The organism is Streptomyces sp. NPDC005195 (genome assembly GCF_040608315.1).
In the GTDB taxonomy this organism is placed as follows: Bacteria; Actinomycetota; Actinomycetes; order Streptomycetales; family Streptomycetaceae; genus Streptomyces; species Streptomyces kaempferi.
The window spans coordinates 92,215-113,658 of the sequence record NZ_JBEXHZ010000015.1 but is presented as its reverse complement, the minus strand read 5'-3'; the positions used below and the strand labels follow the sequence as shown (position 1 = coordinate 113,658).

Here is a 21,444-nt window from a genome sequence, read left to right as displayed (position 1 = left end):
CGTGCGCGCGCGGAGGTGCGACGGCGTGCGCCGGGGAGCGGCTGGCCGAAACGCGGTCCTTGCCGGGGCGCTCCGGCGTCCCAATAATGCGCAAAGGATTGGCGGGTGCATGTCATTCCGCTGGCCTGTCGTGCCGCGCGCCGTGCCGTTCACCGCACGGCTCCCGCCGCCTCGGCATGCCGCGGGACGCACGGTTCGTGCCACCGCCACGCCTCGACCCCCCACGAGAGGAAGCACGTTGAAGTCTCCGAAGAAGTTCACGGGCCTCAGAAGACTCCTCGCCCTCGGCGCCGTCGCCCTCGCCGCCGTCTCGCTCCAGCCCGTCTCCGCCCAGGCCGCACCCGCGCCCGTCGTCGGCGGAACCCGCGCCGCGCAGGGCGAGTTCCCCTTCATGGTCCGGCTCTCCATGGGCTGCGGCGGCGCCCTCTACACCCAGCAGATCGTGCTGACCGCCGCGCACTGTGTGAACGGCTCCGGCACCAACACCTCCATCACCGCCACCGCCGGCGTCGTCGACCTGCAGAGCGGCAGCGCCGTCAAGGTCAAGTCGACGAAGGTACTCCAGGCACCCGGCTACAACGGCAAGGGCAAGGACTGGGCCCTCATCAAGCTCGCCACGCCCATCGCGCAGCCCACCCTGAAGATCGCCACCAACACCGCCTACAACAACGGGAACTTCACCGTCGCCGGCTGGGGCGCCACCCGCGAGGGCGGCGCCCAGCAGCGCTACCTCCTCAAGGCCACCGTCCCCTTCGTCAGCGACGCCGCCTGCCAGCAGGCGTACGGCAGCGACCTCGTGCCCGGTGACGAGATCTGCGCCGGGTTCGTCCAGCAGGGCGGGGTCGACACCTGCCAGGGCGACTCCGGCGGACCGATGTTCCGCAAGGACGACTCCGGCGCGTTCGTCCAGGTCGGGATCGTCAGCTGGGGCCAGGGCTGCGCCGAGCCCGGATACCCCGGCGTCTACAGCGAGGTCTCGACCTTCGCGGCTGCCATAGCCAGGGCCGCGTCCACCCTGTAGGGGACCGGTCGCCGTCATGACACGGCGCGGGCGTCCGCGACCCGCTCGCGGGCGTCCGCGCTGCGCTCGCGGACGCCCGCCCCCGCAGGGTCTAGCCCCGGCCCCGCGAACCAGGGACAGCATCGTGCGCCCCGATCGAAGCCGGGCCGCGCAGAATCGGCGGCACCGGCCCGGCGGATCCCCCGCCCGACTCCTCGAACTCCAGGACCCACACCTCGTTGGCTCCCTCGCGCAGCACCGGCCCGGGTACGTACAGCGACCGCTGCGGGCCCGCCGACCAGTAGCGGCCGAGATTGAACCCGTTGATCCACACGAATCCCCGTGTCCAGCCCGGTAGATCGAGAAAGGCGTCCCCGGCGCCGCGCACCTCCACCGTGCCGCGGTACAGACCCCGGGCACCCTCCCCGGGCAGCCCCGCGAAGGGCACCCCGCCCACGCCGTCGTCGAACGCGTCGAGGCGCAGTCCCCGAGCCCGCACCCCGTGCAGGTACTGCCGCTCGTGCAGTACACCCCCGGTGATGCCCTTCGGCTCGCCCGAACGCGGCCCGTAGTTGACCCTGCCCAGCGACTCCACCCACATCTCCACCCGCGCGTCCCCCGCGACGGGCTCCTTGAGCCGGGAGTCGTCCTCGGTCAGCACCCCGGCCGCCGCTCCGTCGACGTACACCACCGCCAGATCCCGCAGCCCGCGCAGCAGCAGCGGGTACGGCCCCCGAGGCCCCGGCACGGTCAGCTCGTACCTGACCAGGCCCCGGTCCACGTCCATATCCTCGAAGGTCGGAGGCGCGGCGTACTCGGCCTCCGGACCACCCAGTGCCTCCAGCACGGCATCCGGCGGAGCCCACTCCCGCAGATCCACGACCGCGGACGCGCCCAGCGGCGCCGGGGCCGGCGGCACCTCCGGCAGCGGCCCCTCCGCGTATCCGGCCAGGATCTCCCGGAAGCGCCAGAACTTCTCCGTGGGACGTCCGAGTTCGTCGACGGGCGCGTCGTAGTCGTACGAGGTGACATCCGGCTCCAACGGGCCCTCGTGGAGCGCGCCGCCGCCCCGGTTCGCACCCGCCCAGCCCGCGAAGTTCGTTCCCCCGTGCGCCATGTACAGATTGACCGACGCCCCGCACTCCAGGATCTCGCGCAGCGCGTCCGCCGCGTCCCCCGGATCCCGTACGACGTGCTCACCGCCCCAGTGGTCGAACCAGCCGCACCAGAACTCCATGCACATCAGCGGGCCTTCGGACCGGTGCCGGCGCAGCACCTCGAACGCCTCACGCGCGCGGGAGCCGAAATTGACCGTCGCGAGGACCCCGGGAACCGAGCCGCCACTGAGCATGTGGTCCTCGGGACCGTCCGAGGTGAACAGCGGGACGCTCACCCCCTCGGCACGCAGCACGTCGGCCAGACGCCGCAGATACACCTGGTCGGATCCGTAACTGCCGTACTCGTTCTCGACCTGCACCATCAGCACGGGACCGCCCCGGTCGATCTGCCGGGGCACGATCTCGTGCATCAGATGGTGGAACCAGCGCTCCACGTCCCGCAGGTACTCCTCGTCCCTGGTGCGCGGCCGTCCCGTCAGCCAGTGCGGCAGCCCGCCGTTCTCCCACTCCGCGCAGATGTAGGGGCCGGGCCGCACGATCGCCCACAGACCCGCCTCCCGCGCCGCGTCCAGGAACCGGCCCAGCGCCCGCACATCACGGAACACACCCGGCCGCGGCTCGTGCAGATTCCACGGGACGTACGTCTCCACACAGTTGAGCCCCATCGCCCGCAGCATCCCGAGCCGGTGCCCCCACTGCTCCTCACGCACCCGGAAGTAGTGCAGGGCGCCGGACAGCAGCCGCACCGGCCGTCCGTCCAGCAGAAAATCCGTGTCCCCCACCGTGAACTCGCTCATGGGCCCACCCTCACCCCCTGGCGGCGACCACGTCCATGGACAAAGATCACCTCTGGTTGGACCGAACGCGCACCGAAGCCGGAACGGACGCGGACCCAAGCTGGACCGGCTGCTGACCGAAGCCGGAACTAATGCGGACCGAATGCGGACCGAATGCGGACCAATGTGCACCGAATACGGGCCGAATGCGCACCGAAATCGCACCGACGAAGAACACACCGGCCGCACCGGCGGGAGGACAGCGGATGCACCACACCTGGATGCGGTACCTCACCCCCGCCCCCGTCCACCACCGGCTCGGCCTCACCTGCCTCGGAGTCGGCCTCCAGCACGGCGAACTGCCCCCCGTCGGGCCGCGCACCCTCGACCACCACGTCGCCGTCGTCGTCAGCGCGGGCGGCGGCTGGCTCCAGGACCCCCACGGACACCGCCACACCGTCACCGCCCCCGCCCTGCTCTGGCTCACCCCCGGCATACCCCACCACTACGGACCCGCCCCCAGCTGGGACGAGTGCTTCGTCGATTTCACCGGCCCCGCGACCACCGCCTACACCGAACTCGGCTACATCGAACCGGACCGCCCCGTCGTCCCCCTCTCCGACACGACCGCGGCCCGCGCCACCGTCGCCCGCATCGCCCGCGCCGCCCGCAACGGCAACCCGCTCCTGGAGGTCGAGACCGGCGCCGCCGTCCACGAACTCCTCGTCGCGCTGCGCCGCGCCCGCGCCGACCTCACCCCCGACGGCGACCCCGTACTGCACGCCCTCGCCCGGGACGCCTTCCAGCCGCTGACCGTCGCCGAACACGCGGCCCGGCACGGCATGACCCCCGCCGAACTGCGCGGCGCCGTCCGCCGCGCCGCCGGCCGGAGCCCCAAGGACTACCTCCTCGCCATCCGCCTCGGCCGCGCCAAGGAACTCCTCGCCACCACCGAACTCCCCGTCGCCGCCGTGGCCAGACGCGTCGGCTACCACGACCCCGCCTACTTCTCCCGCCTGTTCACCCGCCGAGTCGGCACGGCCCCCGCCCGCTTCCGCGCACAACAGGGCCGCACCCCGCCCGGCACCCGCGACGACCACACCCCCGACCCCCACGATCCGCCCACGACCCAGCGCCCGCACGCCACGTAGGCTGGGCGACCATGACCACCAGCAACACCGGCGACGCGACCGACCCCACCGGCAACGCGACCGACGACAGCGGCACCCCGGCCGGCGACACCCGCAACGCGACCGACACCCCCGGCCCGGAGGCCGACGCGGCGGTGCGCGCCGAACTCGCCCGGCTGCGCGACAGCATCGACAACATCGACGCCGCCGTCGTCCACATGCTCGCCGAGCGCTTCAAATGCACCCAGCAGGTCGGCCACCTCAAAGCCGCCCACCAACTGCCGCCCGCCGACCCCTCCCGCGAGGCCCAGCAGATCGCCAGGCTGCGCCGGCTCGCGGAGAACGCCAAGCTGGATCCGGCCTTCGCGGAAAAGCTGCTGAACTTCATCATCGCCGAGGTCATCCGCCACCACGAGAGCATCGCGGACGGCACGGGACAGGCCACCGGGGCCACGGGGGAGTGACACCGGGTGCCCCCGGCGGGCATCCCGCGCGAAGCACACACCCACCATCGCCACCGGGCCCCGGAACAGGAACCGCGCACCGCGGCCGACGCCGCCGACCCCACACCGGAACAGGGCCGCACCCCCCGGTCGGACCGGACATAAGCCGCATGACGGGCCGCCCCTGTGCCCCGCCCGACCCATCAGGCAGCATGTCCCCATGTCCGTACTGACGCGCGACGAAGCGCAGACCCGTGCCAAGCTCCTCGACGTCCACCACTACGGGATCGAACTCGACCTGACCCGCGGGGACGAGACCTTCGACTCCCGGACCGTCATCCGGTTCACCGCCCGCGCCGACGCGGACACCTTCGTCGAGCTGAAGCCCGCCGAGCTGCGCTCCGTCACCCTCGACGGGCAACCCCTCGACCCCGAAACCCTCGACGGGAACAGGCTGCCCCTCAAAGGCCTGACCGAGGGCGAACACGAGCTGCGCCTCGACACCCTCATGCACTACTCCCGCACCGGCGAGGGCATGCACCGCTTCACCGACCCCACCGACGGTGAGACCTACCTCTACACCCAGCTGTTCATGGAAGACGTCCAGCGCGTCTTCGCCGCCTTCGACCAACCCGACCTGAAGGCCGTCTTCGACCTCGCCGTCACCGCGCCCGACGGCTGGACCGTCCTCGCCAACGGCATCACCGACCACCTGGGAGAGGGCCGCTGGAAGGCCGCCCCCACCCCACCGATCTCCACCTACCTCGTCGCCGTCGCCGCGGGCCCCTGGCACTCCGTCCGCACCGAGCACCGCGGCCTCCCCTTCGGCATCCACTGCCGCCGCTCGCTCGCCCCCCACCTGGACACCGACGCCGACGAGATCCTCGACATCACCCGCGCCTGCTTCGACCGCTACCACGAGAAGTTCGACGAGCCCTACCCCTTCGACTCCTACGACCAGGCGTTCGTCCCCGAATTCAACGCCGGAGCCATGGAGAACCCCGGCCTCGTCACCTTCCGCGACGAGTTCGTCTACCGTTCCGCCGTCACCGACACCGAACGCCAGACCCGCGCCATGGTCATCGCCCACGAAATGGCCCACATGTGGTTCGGCGACCTCGTCACCCTGCGCTGGTGGGACGACATCTGGCTCAACGAGTCCTTCGCCGAGTACATGGGCTACCAGACCCTCACCGAAGCCACCCGCTTCACCGACACCTGGACCGACTTCGGCGTCACCCGCAAACCCTGGGGCTACGACGCCGACCAGCGCCCCTCCACCCACCCCGTCGCCCCCGACCCGGACGCCGTCCCCGACACGGCCTCCGCCATGCTCAACTTCGACGGCATCTCCTACGCCAAGGGCGCCTCCGCCCTGCGCCAACTCGTCACCTGGCTCGGCGAGAAGGACTTCCTGGCCGGCATCAACACCCACTTCACCCGCCACAAGTTCGCCAACGCCACCCTCGCCGACTTCATCGACTCCCTCGCCGCCGCCACCGAACGCGACGTCCACGCCTGGGCCGCCTCCTGGCTGCGCACCACCGGCGTCGACACCCTCCGCCCCGCGCTCACCGAGACCCAGGGCTCCTGGCACCTCACCGTCGAACACCACGGCAGCCGCCCGCACCGCATCGCCGTCGGCGCCTACGACACCGTCCCGGGCGAGGACCGGCGACTCGTCCCACGGGACCGCTTCGAGACCGACGTACCCCAGACCGCCCCCGTCGACCTCGGCCCCGGCCGCCGCCCCGACCTGCTCCTCCTCAACGACGGCGACCTCACCTACGCCAAGATCCGCTTCGACACCGACTCCTTCAAGACCGTCAACGCCGCCCTGTCCGGCCTCCCCGAACCCCTCACCCGCGCCGTCGTCTGGAACGCCCTGCGCGACGCCGTCCGCGACGGCGAACTGCCCGCCATGGCCTACGTGGACGCCGCCCGCACCCACCTCCCGCACGAGACCGACCTCGCCCTCGTCCAGGGCGTCCTGACGTTCGCCGCCACCCAGGTCGCCGACCGCCTGCTCCCCGCCGAGGACCGCCCGACCGCCATCGCCACCCTCACCGACCTCTGCCGCGACCTCCTGCGCCGCACCGAGGACGGCGACAACCCGGACCTGCGCCTCACCGCCGTACGCCACTACATCGCCGTCGCCGCGCACCCCGACACCATCAGCGCCTGGTTCTCCGAGGGCACCGTCCCCGGCGGCCCGGAACTCGACCCCGAACTGCGCTGGCGCGTCCTCGGCCGCCTCGCCGTCCTCGGCGCCATCGACGACGCCGTCATCGAGGCCGAACTCGTCCAGGACCCCAGCGCCACCGGCCAGGAAGGCGCCGCCCGCTGCCGCGCCGCGCTGCCCGACCCCGAGGCCAAACGACGCGCCTGGGAGGAGATGTTCGCCTCCGACCACCTCTCCAACTACCTGTTCACCGCGACCGCCCAGGGCTTCTGGCAGCCCGAACAGGCCGACCTCGTACGGGAGTACGTCGAGCGCTACTGGCCCGACGCCGTGGCTCTCGCCGCCCGCCGCGGCCCCGCCATCGCCGACGCCGCAGGCCGCTACGCCTTCCCCGCCCACGCCGTCACACCCGAGACCCTCACCCTCGGCGAGACCTGCCTGCGCGACGCCGACCCCATCCCCGCGCTGCGCCGCAAGCTCGTCGACCAACTCGACGACCTGGCAAGGGCACTGAAGGTACGGGAGACAGGCCGGAACTAGATCCATCGGGGCCCGGATCCACCGGCCTGGGATGCACCGGGCCCGGATCCACCAGGTCCGGATCCACCGGGTCCGCAGTCAGCGGGCCCGGATTCAGCCTGGCCTCATCCCGCCTGGCCTCATCCGGCAGGGAAGGACCCGCTTCTCCTCCCCGACCACACGGCAGGGCGATCGTTCCTCCCGGACACAGCGGGAGCGATCGCCCTGACCTCGCCGACCGCCCAGCCCAGCCCCGCGCCGCCAGGGCACGCCCCGCACTCCCCGGCGCGTGCGCCCGGCGGCCGCCTCGCCCCCGCGTGCACCGGCACCGGCCCAACACTCACGGCACGCCCCCGCACGACCGGCCCCTGCGCGGAGGGCCTCCGTACGACCTGCTCCTGAGCGACACGCCCCCGTACGACCTGCCCCCGCGCGGAGCGCCCCGCACCTCACCCGGCCCCCACACCTCACCCGTCACCCCCGCCTCTCCACTCACCTTTCCTCTCCACAGCAGTACCCCCATTCGGGTCAGATCGTTGTGCTCTGTGGGCGCGCCGCCTCCATCCCGTACAGGCTTGGAACCCCCTGCCGCGCGCCCACCGGAGGACACCCATGAGCACGCCGCCCCTCGCCTCAGGTCCCGAAGGCCCCGGCGCACTGCGGCCACTGCTCGACACCGTGCTCGACGCACTGCGCACCGGCAGCACCGCACGCGGCGGACCCCTGCCCGCCGGAGGACCCGAGAACGTGGCCCGACGCCTACGGGACGCGGCCGGCGACATCCTGCCCCGGCACGGAACCGACGACGCCCTGCGCACCCTCGTCCACGCCCTCGCCGAAGGCTCCGCAGACCCCGCCGACCCCCTGTGCGCCGCCCACCTGCACTGCCCGCCCCTCGCCGTCGCCACCGCCGCCGACCTCGCCGCCTCCGCCCTCAACCCGTCCCTGGACTCCTGGGACCAGGCACCGGCCGCCTCGGAACTCGAATCCCTCGTGACCACCGCCCTCGCCGCCCAGATCTACGGAACGGCGAACGAGCCGCACACCGCCACCGCCCTCGTCACCACCGGCGGCACCGAATCCAACCAACTCGCCGTACTCCTCGCCCGAGAAGCACACAACGGCGTCCAACTCGTCCACGGCGCCAACGCCCACCACTCACTGCCCCGCGCCGCCTGGCTGCTCGGCCTGCCCGACCCCGTCGTCATCCCCGCCCCCGCCGGCACCATGGACCCCGTAGCCCTCGACGAAGCCCTCACCACGCTCCGAGGCCCCCGCGGCTCCCTCCTCGTCGCCGCCACCGCCGGCACCACCGACGCCGGACTCATCGACCCCCTGCCCGACCTCGCCGACGTCTGCGCCACCCACGGCGCCCGCCTCCACATCGACGCCGCCTACGGCGGAGGCCTCCTCTTCAGCGACCACCGCAGAGCAGCACTCGACGGACTCGACCGCGCCCACACCGTCACCCTCGACCTGCACAAACTCGGCTGGCAGCCCATCGCCGCCGGCCTCCTCGCCGTACGGGACCCCCACGACCTCACCGCACTGCGACACCAGGCCGACTACCTCAACGCCGACGACGACACCGAAGCCGGACTCCCCGACCTCCTCGGCCGCTCCCTGCGCACCACCCGGCGCCCCGACATCCTCAAGATCGCCGTCACCCTCAAAACCCTCGGCCGCACCGGCCTCGGCGCACTCGTCGACCACGTCTGCGCCCGAGCCACCGACCTCGCCGACCTCATCGCCTCCCGCCCCGGCCTGGAACTCCACGCCCCACCCACCCTCAGCACCGTCCTGTTCCGGCCCGCCGGAGCCTCCGACGAAGCCGTCGCCGCCGTACGCCGCACCCTCCTCCACGACGGCCGCGCCGTCCTCGGCCGCGCCCGGCTCGACGACCGCCTCTGGCTCAAAGCCACCCTCCTCAACCCCCACACCCGGCCCGACGACCTGGCCGCGCTCCTGAAACTGGTGGAAGGACACACCCCCCGATGAGCCCGACGCCCCTCCCCCCACGCCACGAACCCGAAGCACCCCGCGACCTCGTGGGCATCGGCATCGGCCCCTTCAACCTCTCCCTCGCCGCCCTCGCCCAGCCCCTCCCCGAACTCGACACCGTCTTCTACGAACAGCGCCCCGGCTTCGACTGGCACCCCGGCCTCCTCATCGACGGCGCCACCCTCCAGGTCCCCTTCCTCGCCGACCTCGTCACCCTCGCCGACCCCGCGAGCCCCTGGTCCTTCCTCAACCACCTCAAGGACCGCGACCGCCTCTTCCCCTTCTACTTCGCCGAGCGCTTCCACATCCAGCGCGCCGAATACGACGCCTACTGCCGCTGGGTTGCCGACCGCCTCCCCGGACTCCACTTCGGCCACCAGGTCGACGCCGTCCGCTGGAACCCCGAACACGCCCTCTTCGAAGTCGACTTCACCCAACTCGACCACGACGCGGAAGCCGAAGCCCTCGGCCGCACCCACACCCGCAACATCGTCCTCGGCGTCGGCACCGCCCCCCACATCCCCGACGCCCTCAAACCCCTCGTGGAAGCCCCCGGCGTCCCTGTCATCCACGCCGCCGACTACCTCGCCCACCGCGACCGCTTCCTCACCGCCGAACACATCACCGTCATCGGCGCCGGACAGTCCGGAGCCGAAGTCTTCCTCGACCTCCTCAGAAACCGCCCCGCCGGACGAGAGAAGATCCACTGGCTCGCCCGCACCGAGGCCTTCGCCCCCATGGAGTACTCCAAACTCGGCCTCGAACACTTCACCCCCGACTACACCCGCTACTTCCACGCCCTCACCGAACCCGTACGCGACCGCCTCGTCGCCGCCCAATGGCAACTCCACAAAGGCATCGACGCCGACACCATCGCCGCCATCCACGACGAGCTCTACCGCCGCACCCTGCACGGCGACTGGCCCGACGCCGTCCTCACCCCCGCCGTCACCGTCCGCACCGCCGGACGCGTCGCCACCACCAAAGTCGAACTCCACCTCGAACACGGTCAACAGGGCACCCGCACCCGCCTCACCACCGACGCCGTCGTCCTCGCCACCGGCTACCGCGAACGCCCCCTCGACCGCATCCTCGCCGGACTCGACCCCTACCTACGCCGCGACAGCTCCGAACGCCCCCGCATCGACGACCAGTTCCGCCTCCACCTCGACCCCTCCGTCACCGGCCACGTCTACGTCCAGAACGCCGAACTCCACACCCACGGCGTCGGCGCCCCCGACCTCGGCCTCGCCGCCTGGCGGAGCGCCACCATCCTCAACTCCCTCACCGGCAAAGACCCCTACCCACTCCCACGACGAACGGCCTACACCACCTTCGGACTCGAACCCCACCCACAGATCCCGCCCACACGACAGACCCCGACCCTCACCCCCCTCGTCGACGGACGATAGAACCGACCACCCCCAGCCCCGCGGGCCACCCCCACACGGGCCCGCACGCCAAACGGCGCCGGCCCCCCCCAAAAAAAGAGGGAAAACCGACGCCGTTCACGCCCCGCACGGTCCTAGAAGACCGGCGTGCCCTCCCGCGTGAGCCTCCAGTCCACCGACGCGAACTCCTTCGGATCGAGACTGCCCTTCGCCGTCACCCACTCGGCGATCCGCGTACGAATCTCCGTCGACTCCGACCACACCTCCTTGGCCGACGCCACGAACGGGAACGCACCCCCACCGTTCGCCCGGTAGTTGTTCACCGCGAACACGAACTGCTGCGCGTCATCCAGCGCCACACCGCCGAACGTCAGATTCCTGATCCGCGAACCCTCCGCCTGCGAGATGTCGATGTCGTACCGCAACCCCGACACATAGTCGTAGTTGTAGTCCGGACGATCGTTCGCGTTCGTCAGCTTCTCCACGTCCACCACCGCACCCACCGCGGTCCGCACGAAATAGTTCGCCGAGTACTCCAGATACGCCCGCACCTGCGCACCCGTCAGCACCTTCGCCACCAACGTGTTGTCATACACGTACAGACTCGACAGATCCCGGATCGTCACCTTCCCCGCCGGAATCTCCGACGTCCGCGAGAACGGCGACGCCTGCGCGATCACCGGCAACGACGCGTACTCCGTCCCCACCAGAGCCGCCCTGACCACGTCCTCCTGCACCTTCGTGATCAGATCGATGATCGGGGCGTCCTTGTACCGCGCCTCGACCGTCGTCAACGTCTCCGTGGCCGTACCGACCACCTGATTGACGTACTCCACCACCAACGCGTGCTCATCCCTCAGCAACCGAGTGATCCTCGGATCGTCAGCCACCGAGTTCGAATTGCGGACCGACGCCGCCACCGACTCGACCTGCCACCGCCCCTTCTCGAAAACCAACTCGAAGTCGAACACCGACAACCGCTCCGCGAACGCCAACGGCTCCGAAAGAACCACCGTCCGACCCGTCTTCGCGTTGGTCACCCTCAACTCCGGGATCTCCGCATGCGCGTGCCCCACCAGAATCGCGTCGATCCCCGGCACCTGCTGCGCCACCAACGCCGCCGAGTTCTCGACATACGGCAGCTGGTCACCGTACGACGACGTACCCGACGCACCCGAGTGCGCCGACACCACCACCACGTCCGCGCCCATGGAACGCAGCTTCGGCACCCACTTCGCCGCCTGCTCCTCAAGACCCGGGAACACCAACTTGCCCTGCACGTAAGCCTTGTCCCAGATCGCGATACCCGGGTTCGTCAGACCCAGCACCGCCACCTTCACCGCCGGCGCACCCGGAACCCGGAACGTCTTCATCAGATACGGAGGGAACGCCGGCTTCAGCGTCTTCGCGTCCAGCGCGTTCGCACCCAGCAGCGGGAAATCGCACTGCGACTCGAACTTCCGCAGCGTCTCGATCCCGTAGTTGAACTCGTGATTCCCCAGCGCCACCGCGTCATACCCGATCGCGTTCATCGCCTGCGCCATCGGATGCACCGGACCGTGCTTGGCCGTGATCGGATCCACCTTCGCGAAGTAGTACGTCAGCGGAGTGCCCTGGATCGTGTCACCCGCGTCCAGGAGCAGGGTGTTGCAACGCCCCTTCTCCTTGCGGACCGCGTTCACCAGCGTCGAGATCCGCGACAGACCCTGCGCGTTGCCCGCGCTGTCCTTGTACTCCGCGTTCTTGAAGTAGTCCCAGTTGAAGACATGCCCGTGCAGGTCCGTCGTGCCCATCACCGTCAGGGAATACCGCTTCACAGGCTTCTTCCTACCCCCCGCCACCGACGACGTCGCGGCCTGCGCGGACGGAGCCGCGACCGCACCCGCGAACGCCACCCCCGCACCCGTCACAGCGGACTTCTCCAGGAACTTCCGGCGGTTCAAAGACATGTCACAGACTCCTCGGGAATCGGTCAACGACGCGCGTAGATTCTGACCTACACATGACACTCCCGAACAGGGCCCGAAGGTTTCCATCTGATGACCAGCCACCTCCACCAACCCCCCGCACGATGACAGAGTGGAACACATGACCCCCACCACAGAAGACCCCCAACCCTCCCTCCCCTACGGCACCCCCGAAGCACCCCGCATCGCCGTCCGCGGCGAAGCCCACCTCGAAGTCGACCCCGAAATCGCCCGCATCGGCATCACCGTCGCCGCCCGCGGCACCGACCGCCGAGAAGCCCTCACCGACCTCACCCGCCGCAACACCACCGCCCTCGACCTCATCAAGTCCTACGGCGAAGCCGTCGAACACATCGAGACCGGCACCTACTCCATCAGCCCCGAACTCACCAAACACGGCCGCGGCGAACGCATCCGCGCCTACCACGGCCGCGTCCACATCACCGCCCAACTCACCGACTTCACCGCACTCGGCGAACTCACCACCCGACTGGCCGACCTCGACCTCACCCGCATCGACGGCCCCTGGTGGGACCTCCGCCCCGACTCACCCTCCCACCGCCAAGCCCGCCAACAAGCCGTCCGCGAAGCCGTCCAACGCGCCCGCGAATACGCCGAAGCCCTCGGCACCACCCTCGCCGCCCTCGTCGAACTCGCCGACATCGGCGCCGAGAACACCCCGCCCCACCCCGCCACCCCCGGCCGCGCCATGCGCTCCATGTCCTTCGCCGGAGCCACCCCCGAAGAAGCCCCGGCCCTCGACCTCGAACCCCAACGCCAACACATCCACGCCCAGGTCAACGCCCGATTCACGATGACCCCACCCCAGCTGTAACCACCGAAACCGTCACACTCGGTGACCGAACGATCCCCCGCGCGGACCGTCCGGCGGCCGATCCGCACAGCACCACGGGGCCTCGACGCACACACCCAGCCCCTAATACGCTCATAGGAGCGCCCACACGCACAATTCAACAGTTGTCAATAACCCTTCACGCAAAGGTTGTTGAGTAGTCATGCGCGGCCAATTCTCTACCCACGGGTAAGGCCTAGGCTCACACCATGCGCCGAGCAAAAATCGTCTGCACTCTGGGCCCCGCCACCGACTCCTACGACCAGATCAAAGCCCTGGTCGACGCCGGAATGGACGTAGCCCGCTTCAACCTCAGCCACGGCACCTACGCCGAACACGAGGACCGCTACCAGCGCGTACGCAAGGCCGCCGACGAAACCGGCCGCAGCATCGGACTCCTCGCCGACCTTCAAGGCCCGAAGATCCGACTCGGACGCTTCACCGAAGGCCCCGTACTCCTTGAACGCGGAGACACCTTCACCATCACCGTCGAAGAAGGCGCCGAAGGCGACCGCCTCACCTGCGGCACCACCTACCCAGGACTCGCCACCGACGTCACCCCCGGTGAGCGCATCCTCGTCGACGACGGCAAAGTCTGCCTCGAAGTCACCACCGTCGACGGCCCCCGCGTCCACACCACCGTCATCGAAGGCGGCATGGTCTCCGACCACAAGGGCCTCAACCTCCCCGGCGTCGCCGTCTCCGTCCCCGCCCTCTCCGACAAGGACGAAGCAGACCTCCGCTGGGCCCTGCGCATGGGCTTCGACGTCATCGCCCTCTCCTTCGTCCGCACCGGCGAAGACATCCACGACGTCCACCGCATCATGGACGAGGAAGGCCGCCGCCTCCCCGTCATCGCCAAGGTCGAGAAGCCCCAGGCCGTCGAGAACATCGACGGCATCGTGGCCGCCTTCGACGGCATCATGGTCGCCCGCGGCGACCTCGGCGTCGAAATGCCCCTCGAACAAGTCCCCATCGTCCAAAAGCGCGCCATCAAACTCGCCAGGCGCAACGCCAAACCGGTCATCGTCGCCACCCAGATGCTCGACTCGATGATCGACCACTCCCGCCCCACCCGCGCCGAAGCCTCCGACGTCGCCAACGCCGTCATCGACGGCACCGACGCCGTCATGCTCTCCGGCGAGACCAGCGTCGGCAAATACCCCATCGCCACCGTCCGCACCATGGCCCGCATCGTCACCGCCGCCGAAGAGGACCTCCTCGCCACCGGCCTGCCACCCCTCACCGAACGCAACAAACCCCGCACCCAGGGCGGCGCCGTCGCCCGCGCCGCAGCCGAGATGGGCGACTTCCTCGGCGCCAGGTTCCTCGTCGCCTTCACCCAGTCCGGCGACACCGTCCGCCGCCTCTCCCGCTACCGCTCCCCGATCCCGCTGCTCGCCTTCACCTCCGACCCGGCGACCCGCTCCCAGCTCAGCCTGACCTGGGGCGTGGAGACCTTCCTCGGCCCGCACGTCGGCTCCACGGACGCGATGGTCGACCAGGTGGACGAACTGCTGCTGAAGTACGGCCGCTGCAAGAAGGGCGACGTCGTGGTCATCACGGCCGGCTCCCCGCCCGGCGTCTCCGGCACGACGAACCTCGTCCGCGTCCACCACGTCGGAGAGGACGACAGCCCCAAGTAGAGCAATTTCGTCAGTACTTGGGGCCGACGTGAGCGTCCATGAGGGCGACGGAGGCCTTCTGCGCGACGGAGATATTGTACGGGTTTCCGCCGCGGGTGCAGTGTGTCCACCGGATGCCGAGCGCGTCGAGGGTGTCGGTGTAGAGCCGCCGGATGTCGTCGGACACGTTGGTGAAGAAGTACCGGGGATATTCGTAGCGCTTGCGTTCACCGCCGACCATGCGGGTCGTCCAGTTCGTGATCCGGCAGCCGTCGGAGTGGATGAGACCCCGGACGAATTCCCACGGGTGGGCGCCGACGATCTCCTGCTGCCAGGGTTCGAGGACGATGGGACGCTCGTGTTTCCTGCCGGGGCCGTGTTGCGGAAACAGGCAGAGCAGGTGCTTGGAGTAGACCTTCACATTGCGGCAGCCGGACTTCCGGACGCGGCAGACGGAGTTGTCCGGGAAGACCACTCGCATGGCTCGTTCGCAGTCGTCCATGAGGCCGGGCCAGGATTCGGCGCAGGTGACCATGAGGTTGGGAACACGGTGCTCGGAATACTGACTGATGTGGCCGTCGCCGAGGTACAGGCCGAGCAGGTAGCTGTAGGCGGGCTCGTCCAACTCCCGGTTGTCGCAGCGAGGACACTTCGGATCGTGCTTCCCGGGGCATTCGCCGCGTTTCGCGCGGTCCAGATGCTTCCAGTAGCTGACTGTCCCCAGTGGGAGTTTGAACCGCCGCGCCACGTCCGCGTTCTTCACCCCATCGCGCAACAGCGTCAGGGCCTGCTGTCGAACCTCAGTTCCGTGGTAAATCACGTGACCACTCTGCGTCACTGATCGTAACGACACGCAGCAAAAAGCGGATGTTCACGAGAATGGGAACATCCGCTTTCGAGGCGCAATCTTGGAAACGAAGGAAAAGTGCCCCAGGTGGGATTCGAACCCACACTGTCCGCTGTTTGAGAGCGGCCTCTCTAACCGGTTGGAGTACTGGGGCCTTCGAAAGGAAGGGCGACGCCCACCCCTCGGGTCACCACCTTACCGCAGCTAGGTAGGCTCTTGGGAGCAGTACCCGCCCCTGAACGAGGAGCCCCCGTGACCTCCCCCGAGTCGCCCCAGCCCGTAGACGCGCCCGACGACGACAAGTCGCACGTGCCTCCGCTGACGACCCGTGTCGTCATCGCCGAGGACGAGGCGTTGATCCGTCTCGATCTGAAAGAGATGCTCGAGGAAGAGGGCTATTCGGTCGTGGGTGAGGCGGGGGACGGTGTGCAGGCCGTCGAGCTGGCCCGTGAGCACAAGCCCGACCTGGTGATCCTCGACGTGAAGATGCCGAAGCTGGACGGGATCTCGGCGGCGGAGAAGATCGCGGAGGAGGGCATCGCCCCGGTTCTGATGCTGACGGCGTTCTCGCAGCGCGATCTGGTGGAGCGGGCGCGGGACGCGGGTGCGATGGCGTACCTGGTGAAGCCGTTCAGCAAGAGTGACGTGGTGCCGGCGATCGAGATGGCCGTGTCGCGGTTCGCGGAGCTGAAGCAGCTGGAGCAGGAGGTCGCGGACCTGAGTCTGCGGCTGGAGACGCGGAAGCTGGTGGACCGGGCGAAGTCGGTGCTGCAGACGGAGTACGGCCTGACGGAGCCGGCGGCTTTCCGGTGGATCCAGAAGACGTCGATGGACCGGCGGATGTCGATGCAGCAGGTGGCGGAGGCGGTCATCGCGGACGCCGCGGAGAAGAAGTCGTCGAAGGGTTAGTGCCGTCGCGTGTGAGCGCGCGAAGAGGCCCGCGTCCCCACGAGGGGCGCGGGCCTCTTCGGCTGTGGGCGGGGTTCTAGTCCTCGCCGAGGTAGGCCTTGCGTACGGACTCGTCGTGCAGGAGGTCCTGTCCGGTTCCGGAGAGCACGATGTTGCCGACTTCCATGACGTGTCCCTGGTCGGCGAGGGAGAGCGCCGCCTGGGCGTTCTGTTCGACGAGGAGGATGGTCGTGCCGTCGGACTTGAGTTCGGCGATGGTGGCCATGATCTTCTGCATCATGATCGGTGAGAGGCCCATGGAGGGTTCGTCGAGCATGAGCAGTTTGGGCTGGGACATGAGGGCGCGGCCCATGGCGAGCATCTGCTGTTCGCCGCCGGAGAGGGTTCCGGCGGCCTGCTTGCGGCGTTCCCCGAGGATGGGGAAGAGGTCGTAGGCGCGCTGGATGTCCTTCTCGATGCCTGCCTTGTCGGTGCGGAGGAAGGCTCCGAGCTGGAGGTTCTCGGTGATCGTCAGCCGGGGGAAGATGTGGCGTCCCTCGGGGGAGTGGGCGAGGCCCAGGGAGACGATCTTGTGGGCGGGGACGCCGTCGAGGGGTTGGCCGTCGAAGGTGATGCGGCCGGCGGTCGGCTTGAGGAGGCCGGAGAGGGTGCGCAGGGTGGTGGTCTTGCCGGCGCCGTTGGTGCCGATGAGGGTGACGATCTGGCCGGCTTCGACGGAGAAGGAGATGCCCTTGACGGCTTCGATCTTGCCGTAGGCGACCTTGAGGTCTTCGACCTCGAGCAGTGCGGTCACTGGGCGTTTCCTTCCTTGCTGGTGGTGCTGTCCGCGGAGGCGTCGTCCTGGGCGGCTTCCGGGGTCTCGGGGGTGGCCGGGGTCGCCGGTGCGTCCGGGGTTTCCGGTGCCGGTTCCGTGGTCTCCGTGGCCGGTGCCGTCTCCGTGGCTGTGGCCGTTTCCGTTGCCTCGGCCGTTTCCCCGGTTTCGGTCGGTTCGGTGGCCTGTGCGGGCACGGTGGCTTCGGCCGGTGCCGGCGCCGTGGTGGTGGCGGTGGCTGCCCCGCCGGCTTCGGCGGCCTCGACCTCGGCGAGTTCGTCCGCGCCGGGGGCGCCTTCGAAGGGGGTGCCGAGGTAGGCGGCGATGACGCGTTCGTCGCCCTGGACGACGTCCGAGGTGCCTTCGACGAGCTTCTCGCCCTGGACGAGGCAGGCGACGCGGTCGGAGAGGTTGAAGATGAAGCGCATGTCGTGCTCGATGACGAGGACGGCGATGCCGCGGTCGCGGATGGCGAAGACGAGGTCTTCGGTGGCGCGGGTCTCCTGGGGGTTCATGCCGGCGGTGGGCTCGTCCAGGAGGAGGAGGCCGGGTTCGCTGGCCATGGCGCGGGCGATCTCCAGCTTGCGCTGTTCGCCGTAGGGGAGGTTGCGGGAGAGGTGGTCGGCCTTGTGGGCGAGGCCGATGAACTCCAGCAGTTCCATGGCGCGTTCGCGGGAGGTGGCTTCGGCCTTGCGGAAGCCGGGGCCGCGCAGGAGGGCGGACCAGAGGCCTTCCTTGGTGCGGGTGTGGCGGCCGACGAGCACGTTTTCCAGGACGGTCATGTTGGCGAAGAGCCGGATGTTCTGGAAGGTGCGGGCGATGCCGGCGCTGGTGACGAGGTGGGGCTTGGGCGGCAGGACCGTGCCCTTGTAGGAGACCTTGCCCTCGGTGGGGACGTAGAGGCCGGTGAGGCAGTTGAAGAAGGTGGTCTTGCCGGCGCCGTTGGGGCCGATGAGGCCGACGATCTCGCCGCTGTTGACGGTGAGGTCGACGCTGCGTACGGCGGTGAGGCCGCCGAAGCGCATGGTGACGCCGCTGGCCTCGAGGACGGGGCTGGGGGCTGTGGTGGTGGTCATGTGGGTCACGCCCCTGCCTTGGTGACGCCGACGGTGGAGTCGGGAAGGCCCTGTTCGGGGATGTCGATGGTCTCGTCGGCCTCGTGGAACTCGAGTTGGCGGCGACGGTTGGCGATGATGCCCTCGGGGCGGAAGCGCATGAGGATGACGAGCGCGAGGCCGAAGGCGAAGAGCTGGTACTCCTTCAGGAAGCCGAGCTTCTCGGGGAGGAGGTAGAGCAGGGTGGCGCCGAGGATGGGTCCGTTGACGGTGCCCATGCCGCCGAGGACGACCGCGGCGAGCAGGAACGCGGAGTTCGGGGGTACGGAGCCGGCGAACTGGTACGGGGCCGGGTTGACGCTGTAGCCGACGTGGGCGCTGACGGTGCCGGCGAGGCCGGCGAGGGAGGCGCCGAGTGCGAAGGCGATGAGCTTGACCCGGAAGCCGTTGATGCCCATGGCGGTGGCGGCGGTCTCGTCCTCGCGGATGGCGATCCAGGAGCGTCCGATACGGGAGTCGGCGGCGCGGTTGAAGACGATCACGACGATGCCGGTGATGATCAGCATCAGCAGGAAGTAGTTGGCGAAGCGGCCGAGGGTGAGTGAGCCGATTTCGTGGGCGTTGCCGAAGTTGAACCCGAAGATGTCGAGGTCCGGGATCATCGAGATGCCGTTGGGGCCGTTGGTGAGGTTGGGTCCGGAGGAGCCGTCGAGGTTGTTGACGGTGATGCGGAAGATCTCTCCGAAGCCGAGGGTGACGATGGCGAGGTAGTCGCCGCGCAGTCGCAGGGTGGGGGCGCCGATGAGGACGCCGAAGACGAGCGACGCTGCCATGCCGGTGAGCATGGCGGCCCAGAAGGGGAACTGGACGCCGGAGAAGCGGGAGAACTCGGAGCCGGAGACGAGGGCTGCGGCGTAGGCGCCGACGCCGAGGAAGGCGACGTATCCGAGGTCGAGGAGTCCGGTGAGGCCGACGACGATGTTGAGGCCGAGGGCGACGGTGGCGACGACGAGGATGTTCACGCCGAGGTTGGCGTTGTGTTCGTCGTTCTCGACGAAGGGGAAGATCGCCGCGGCGAGGAACGCCATGGAGGTGGCGAATCCCTTGTGCTGGGCGTTGAGTTGGGCGAAGCGGTCGAAGAGTCCGGCGGCTTGGAGGGCCCAGACGCCGAGGACGACGAGCAGCAGGTAGCCGATGAAGGTCTCGCTGGCGTCGGGGTCGACGCCGATGCCGTAGGTGAAGACGATCAGTGCGACGGCGGTGGCGCCGGTGATGACGAGGCGTTCGCCCCAGGCGGGGAGTGCCGTGGCGGTGGGGAGGTGTTCGGGTTTGGTGACGTAGTCCTTGAAGGTGTCACCGGGCTTGGGGAGTGCCAGGGCGCCGAGGAGGGCGATGAGGGAGGCGATGGCCGCGACGTAGGCGCCGGGGTCGAGGGCGACGAGGCCCTTGAGGTCGACGGCGATGGCGATGGCGCTGAACCAGCTGATGGCGAACGCGGAGGCGGTGGCGAGGACGACCGGTGCGGTGGCGGCGGCCGGGTTGAGCCAGCGCAGTCCGCGGATGCCGTAGTGGGTGAGCGCGAAGAGGAGTGCCAGGGCGCCCGCGACGAGGTCGAGGACCTGGAGGCCGGCGGGGGAGCCGTAGTAGGTGAGGTCGCCGGGGAAGTCGGCGGTGTAGGTCCACGACATGAAGGTGCTGGCGATGGTGCCGATGGCGCCGACGGCGATGAGGACGCGGGCGGCCGTCTGGGGGAGCGCGATCAGGCCGGTCGTGGGTGCGGTGGCCCCGGTGGTGTTCTCTGCGGTGTTCTCGGTGGTTGCCATGGTGCTCACGCCCTGTCCGCGACGCGTTCGCCGACCAGACCCTGTGGTCTGAACAGCAGTACGAGGATGAGGAGGACGAAGGCCCAGACGGAGGACCAGCCGCCGCCGCCGAGCTGCTGCATGCCGGGGATGCCGTCGATGTAGGAGGTGGCCATGGTTTCGGCGAGGCCGAGGACGAGGCCGCCGATCATGGCGCCGTAGATGTTGCCGATGCCGCCGAGGACGGCCGCGGTGAAGGCCTTGAGGCCCATCTGGAAGCCCATGTTGTACTGGATGGTTCCGTAGCGCAGGCCGTAGGAGATGGCGGCGACGGCGGCGAAGAAGCCGCCGATCGCGAAGGCGATCACGATGATCTTGTTGGTGTCGATGCCCATGAGCTGGGCGGTGTCCGGGTCCTGGGCGGTGGCCTGCATGGCGCGGCCGGTGCGGGACATGCGGACGAAGAGGGCGAGGGCCGCCATGCAGAGGGGGGCGGCGATGATGACGAAGACGGAGCCGCTCTGGACGCTGATGGAGCCGAGGTGCCAGGGGCCGAAGTCGAGTTGGGGGAACTTGCGGTCGGTCTTGGCGTTCGGGTACCAGTTGAAGACGGCCTGCTGGAGTGCGAGGGAGAGGCCGATGGCGGTGATGAGGGGTGCGAGGCGTGGTGCGCCGCGCAGTGGACGGTAGGCGAACCGTTCCGCCCCGACGGCGATCAGGACGGCGACGAGGCCTCCGCCGATGAGCATCGCCGGTAGGGCTATCCACATGGATGTGCCGTCGGGCAGGACGTAGAGGTAGACCGAGAGTGCGCCGAAGCCTCCGGTCATGAAGATCTCGCCGTGGGCGAAGTTGATGAGCTGGACGATGCCGTACACCATCGTGTAGCCGATGGCGATCAGCCCGTACATCGAGCCGAGGAACAGCCCGTTGGCCAGCTGCTGCGGCAGGGTGTTCACCGCGTGGCCTCCATGTGGGTGGGGAGAGTGAACGGGAGTATGGAGCGGGCCGCGCG

The 21,444-nt window shown here is 69.5% G+C and carries 16 protein-coding genes and 1 tRNA gene; 9 read left to right on the top strand and 8 right to left on the bottom strand.

Features of this window, described 5'->3' with window-relative positions:
• Positions 1 to 238 precede the first annotated feature (238 nt).
• On the top strand, positions 239 to 1,021 hold the full coding sequence (locus ABZV34_RS18475; RefSeq protein ID WP_356277225.1) for a serine protease: 783 nt from the start codon (positions 239 to 241) through the stop codon (positions 1,019 to 1,021).
• A gap of 91 nt (positions 1,022 to 1,112) precedes the next feature.
• Here the strand turns inward: ABZV34_RS18475 and ABZV34_RS18470 are convergent, their stop codons facing one another.
• Positions 1,113 to 2,915 carry a beta-galactosidase family protein gene (locus ABZV34_RS18470; protein ID WP_356277223.1) on the bottom strand — a complete coding sequence of 601 codons (1,803 nt, stop codon included), beginning with the start codon at positions 2,913 to 2,915 and terminating at the stop codon, positions 1,113 to 1,115.
• Positions 2,916 to 3,160: 245 nt separating this feature from the next.
• On the opposite strand from ABZV34_RS18470, the gene ABZV34_RS18465 reads away from it, so the two are divergent.
• The 5 genes from ABZV34_RS18465 (at position 3,161) to ABZV34_RS18445 (ending at position 10,581) form a co-directional block, all read left to right on the top strand.
• Positions 3,161 to 4,045 (top strand): AraC family transcriptional regulator, encoded by an 885-nt coding sequence (locus ABZV34_RS18465; RefSeq protein WP_356277341.1) that lies wholly within the window; start codon positions 3,161 to 3,163, stop codon positions 4,043 to 4,045.
• Between the two features lie 11 nt (positions 4,046 to 4,056).
• Entirely contained in the window at positions 4,057 to 4,488 is a 432-nt protein-coding gene (locus ABZV34_RS18460; RefSeq protein ID WP_356277221.1) for a chorismate mutase, read from the top strand.
• Positions 4,489 to 4,687: 199 nt separating this feature from the next.
• Complete coding sequence (gene pepN, locus ABZV34_RS18455; RefSeq protein ID WP_356277218.1) at positions 4,688 to 7,189, top strand: aminopeptidase N; 2,502 nt, start codon at positions 4,688 to 4,690, stop codon at positions 7,187 to 7,189.
• A 591-nt stretch (positions 7,190 to 7,780) separates the two neighbouring features.
• Positions 7,781 to 9,166, top strand: a complete 1,386-nt coding sequence (locus tag ABZV34_RS18450) for an aminotransferase class V-fold PLP-dependent enzyme (protein ID WP_356277215.1) — start codon at positions 7,781 to 7,783, stop codon at positions 9,164 to 9,166.
• Entirely contained in the window at positions 9,163 to 10,581 is a 1,419-nt protein-coding gene (locus ABZV34_RS18445; RefSeq protein WP_356277212.1) for a SidA/IucD/PvdA family monooxygenase, read from the top strand. Before ABZV34_RS18450 ends, ABZV34_RS18445 begins: the two co-directional genes overlap by 4 nt.
• 113 nt (positions 10,582 to 10,694) lie before the next feature.
• Here the strand turns inward: ABZV34_RS18445 and ABZV34_RS18440 are convergent, their stop codons facing one another.
• On the bottom strand, positions 10,695 to 12,509 hold the full coding sequence (locus ABZV34_RS18440) for a 5'-nucleotidase C-terminal domain-containing protein (protein WP_356277209.1): 1,815 nt from the start codon (positions 12,507 to 12,509) through the stop codon (positions 10,695 to 10,697).
• Between the two features lie 139 nt (positions 12,510 to 12,648).
• Between ABZV34_RS18440 and ABZV34_RS18435 the strand changes: the two genes are divergently transcribed.
• Positions 12,649 to 13,362 carry an SIMPL domain-containing protein gene (locus ABZV34_RS18435; RefSeq protein WP_356277206.1) on the top strand — a complete coding sequence of 238 codons (714 nt, stop codon included), beginning with the start codon at positions 12,649 to 12,651 and terminating at the stop codon, positions 13,360 to 13,362.
• Positions 13,363 to 13,589: 227 nt separating this feature from the next.
• On the top strand, positions 13,590 to 15,026 hold the full coding sequence (gene pyk / locus ABZV34_RS18430) for a pyruvate kinase (protein ID WP_356277203.1): 1,437 nt from the start codon (positions 13,590 to 13,592) through the stop codon (positions 15,024 to 15,026).
• 10 nt (positions 15,027 to 15,036) lie between these two features.
• Here the strand turns inward: pyk and ABZV34_RS18425 are convergent, their stop codons facing one another.
• Both ABZV34_RS18425 and ABZV34_RS18420 read right to left on the bottom strand, forming a co-directional pair.
• Positions 15,037 to 15,825, bottom strand: a complete 789-nt coding sequence (locus ABZV34_RS18425) for a helix-turn-helix domain-containing protein (protein WP_356277200.1) — start codon at positions 15,823 to 15,825, stop codon at positions 15,037 to 15,039.
• Between the two features lie 106 nt (positions 15,826 to 15,931).
• Positions 15,932 to 16,006: transfer RNA gene (locus tag ABZV34_RS18420), tRNA-Leu, on the bottom strand.
• A 98-nt stretch (positions 16,007 to 16,104) separates the two neighbouring features.
• Between ABZV34_RS18420 and ABZV34_RS18415 the strand changes: the two genes are divergently transcribed.
• On the top strand, positions 16,105 to 16,761 hold the full coding sequence (locus ABZV34_RS18415) for a response regulator (protein ID WP_356277197.1): 657 nt from the start codon (positions 16,105 to 16,107) through the stop codon (positions 16,759 to 16,761).
• Positions 16,762 to 16,837: 76 nt separating this feature from the next.
• On the opposite strand, the gene ABZV34_RS18410 is transcribed toward ABZV34_RS18415, so the two are convergent.
• The 4 genes from ABZV34_RS18410 to ABZV34_RS18395 are packed head-to-tail and all read right to left on the bottom strand — an operon-like array spanning position 16,838 to position 21,388.
• Positions 16,838 to 17,554 (bottom strand): ABC transporter ATP-binding protein, encoded by a 717-nt coding sequence (locus ABZV34_RS18410; RefSeq protein WP_356277194.1) that lies wholly within the window; start codon positions 17,552 to 17,554, stop codon positions 16,838 to 16,840.
• Positions 17,551 to 18,648, bottom strand: coding sequence for an ABC transporter ATP-binding protein (locus ABZV34_RS18405; protein WP_356277191.1), 1,098 nt, complete (start codon positions 18,646 to 18,648; stop codon positions 17,551 to 17,553). The genes ABZV34_RS18410 and ABZV34_RS18405 overlap by 4 nt, the downstream gene beginning before the upstream one ends.
• Positions 18,649 to 18,653: 5 nt before the next feature.
• Positions 18,654 to 20,450: a branched-chain amino acid ABC transporter permease gene (locus ABZV34_RS18400; protein ID WP_356277338.1), complete on the bottom strand. Its 1,797-nt coding sequence runs from the start codon at positions 20,448 to 20,450 to the stop codon at positions 18,654 to 18,656.
• Between the two features lie 5 nt (positions 20,451 to 20,455).
• Positions 20,456 to 21,388: a branched-chain amino acid ABC transporter permease gene (locus ABZV34_RS18395; RefSeq protein ID WP_356277188.1), complete on the bottom strand. Its 933-nt coding sequence runs from the start codon at positions 21,386 to 21,388 to the stop codon at positions 20,456 to 20,458.
• Positions 21,389 to 21,444 lie beyond the last annotated feature (56 nt).